This window comes from Variovorax sp. 01T439_2, assembly GCF_056398445.1.
The window spans coordinates 1-2,273 of the sequence record NZ_JBFTPJ010000939.1 but is presented as its reverse complement, the minus strand read 5'-3'; the positions used below and the strand labels follow the sequence as shown (position 1 = coordinate 2,273).

Sequence of the window (2,273 nt, the reverse complement as noted above, 5' to 3'; positions counted from 1 at the left end):
GTTCTGGATCGCGACGTCGTGGATCAGCTGGTCGTAGGCGCGCTGCAGGAAGGTCGAGTAGATCGCCACCACCGGCTTCAGGCCCTCGCAGGCAAGGCCCGCCGCAAAAGTGACGGCATGCTGCTCGGCAATGCCGACGTCGTAGTAGCGGTCGGGAAAGCGCTGCTCGAACTCGACCAGCCCCGAGCCTTCGCGCATGGCCGGCGTGATGCCCACCAGCCGGCCGTCGTGCGCGGCCATGTCGCAGAGCCATTGGCCGAACACCTGCGTGAAGGTCTGCTTGGCCACCGCCGTGGGCTTGACCAGCCCCACCTGCGGATCGAACTTGCCGGGCCCGTGGTAGGCCACCGGGTCGGCCTCGGCGAGCTTGTAGCCCTGGCCCTTCTTGGTGACGACGTGCAGGAACTGCGGGCCGTCCAGGTGCTTGAGGTTCTCGAGCGTGGGCACCAGCGAATCGAGGTCGTGGYCGTCGATGGGGCCGACGTAGTTGAAGCCGAACTGCTCGAACAGCGTGGCGGGCACCACCATGCCCTTGGCATGCTGTTCGAAGCGCTTGGCCAGTTCGAACAGCGGCGGCGCGGCGCGCAGCACGCTCTTGCCGACGTTCTTGGCCGCGGCGTAGAAGTTGCCGCTCATCAGCTGCGCGAGGTAGCGGTTGAGCGCGCCCACGGGCGGGCTGATCGACATGTCGTTGTCGTTCAGGATCACCAGCAGCTTGCAGTCGCACACGCCGGCGTTGTTGAGCGCCTCGAAGGCCATGCCGGCCGTGAGCGCGCCGTCGCCGATGATGGCCACGGAATGGCGGTCCTCGCCCTTCTGCTTGGCCGCCATCGCCATGCCGAGCGCGGCCGAGATGCTGGTCGACGAGTGCGCGGTGCCGAAGGTGTCGTATTCGCTCTCGCTCCTCTGCGGAAAGCCCGAGATGCCGCCGATCTGCCGCAGCGTGGGCATGCGCTCGCGCCGGCCCGTGAGGATCTTGTGCGGATAGGTCTGGTGGCCCACGTCCCACACCAGGCGGTCGTGCGGCGTGTTGAACACATGGTGCAGCGCGACCGTGAGCTCGACCGTGCCAAGGTTCGAGCTCAGGTGGCCGCCGGTGCGCGAGACGTTGTCGAGCACGCAGGCGCGCACCTCGGCCGCCAGCTGCCTGAGCTGGGCGCGGTCGAACTGGCGGATCGGCGATGGATCGTGAAGCGTGGGAAGCAGCGCAGCCATGGGATCGTCGTGGGTCTTCTTGTCCATCTGTGAGTTGTTCATCGGTCGCGGTCGACGACCATGTGGGCCAGCGCGCGCAAGGCCGCGGTGTCGGCCAGGCCGCTGCGGTCCAGCGCCGCGAGCGATTCGGCCAGCAGCTGCCTTGCCTGCGCACGCGCACCGTCCAGGCCCCACAGCGAAACATAGGTGGGCTTGTCGGCGGCCGCATCCTTGCCGGCCGTCTTGCCGAGGGTCTGCGAATCGGCCGTGACGTCGAGGATGTCGTCGACCACCTGGAACGCCAGGCCGATGGCGGCGCCGTAGTCGCGCAGCGCGGCCAGCGCCGCGGGCGCCACGGCGCCGGCGCAGGCCGCGCCCATCTCGACGCTGCCCTGCAGCAGCGCGCCGGTCTTCAGGCGGTGCATTTCGCGCAGCTGCGCTTCGTCCAGCGCGAGGCCCACGCTGGCCAGGTCGATGGCCTGCCCGCCCGCCATGCCCTGGCTGCCCGCGGCGCGCGCGAGCAGACGGCACAGCGCGGCCTGGATCGATGCGGGAATCTCGTCGCCCTCGGGCGTGAGCAGCTCGAAGGCCAGGGCCTGCAGGGCGTCGCCGGCCAGCAGCGCATCGGCTTCGCCGAACTTCACGTGCACCGTGGGCTTGCCACGCCGCAGCACGTCGTTGTCCATGCTCGGCAGGTCGTCGTGCACCAGCGAGTAGGCGTGGATCAGCTCGGTTGCGCAGGCCGCACGCAGCGCCGCAGCCGCATTGCCGCCGACCGCTTCGCTCGCGGCCAGCACCAGGAGCGGCCGCAGCCGCTTGCCGCCGTCGAGCACGGCATAGCGCATGGCATCGCCGAGCAGCACCGGCGCGTCGACGCCGACCCAGCGCGACAGCGCCGCCTCGACGCGCGCCAGGTGCGGGTCGCTCCAGCTGGCCAGGCGCGCGGCACCCCAGCCCACTAAGTCAACCGCGCTCATTCGGCAGTCCAGGGCTTGAGGCTCCCGGCGTCGAGCACCTTGATCTGGTCTTCGACCGCCTGGAGCTTTTCGCGGCAGAAGGCGAGCAGCGCGGCGCCGCGC

2 protein-coding genes and 1 pseudogene are annotated in these 2,273 nt (G+C 69.9%); all 3 read right to left on the bottom strand.

Annotation, left to right across the window (positions count from 1 at the left end; all coding sequences use genetic code 11):
* A partial coding sequence (dxs, locus tag AC1DOC_RS30090; RefSeq protein WP_478131163.1) for a 1-deoxy-D-xylulose-5-phosphate synthase occupies nucleotides 1-1,215 on the bottom strand: 1,215 nt, incomplete at its 3' end.
* A gap of 38 nt (nucleotides 1,216-1,253) precedes the next feature.
* Nucleotides 1,254-2,171, bottom strand: a complete 918-nt coding sequence (locus AC1DOC_RS30085) for a polyprenyl synthetase family protein (RefSeq protein WP_478080595.1) — start codon at nucleotides 2,169-2,171, stop codon at nucleotides 1,254-1,256.
* Nucleotides 2,168-2,273: pseudogene (locus AC1DOC_RS30080) on the bottom strand (exodeoxyribonuclease VII small subunit); the annotation flags it as partial. The gene AC1DOC_RS30085 and the pseudogene AC1DOC_RS30080, both read right to left, overlap by 4 nt.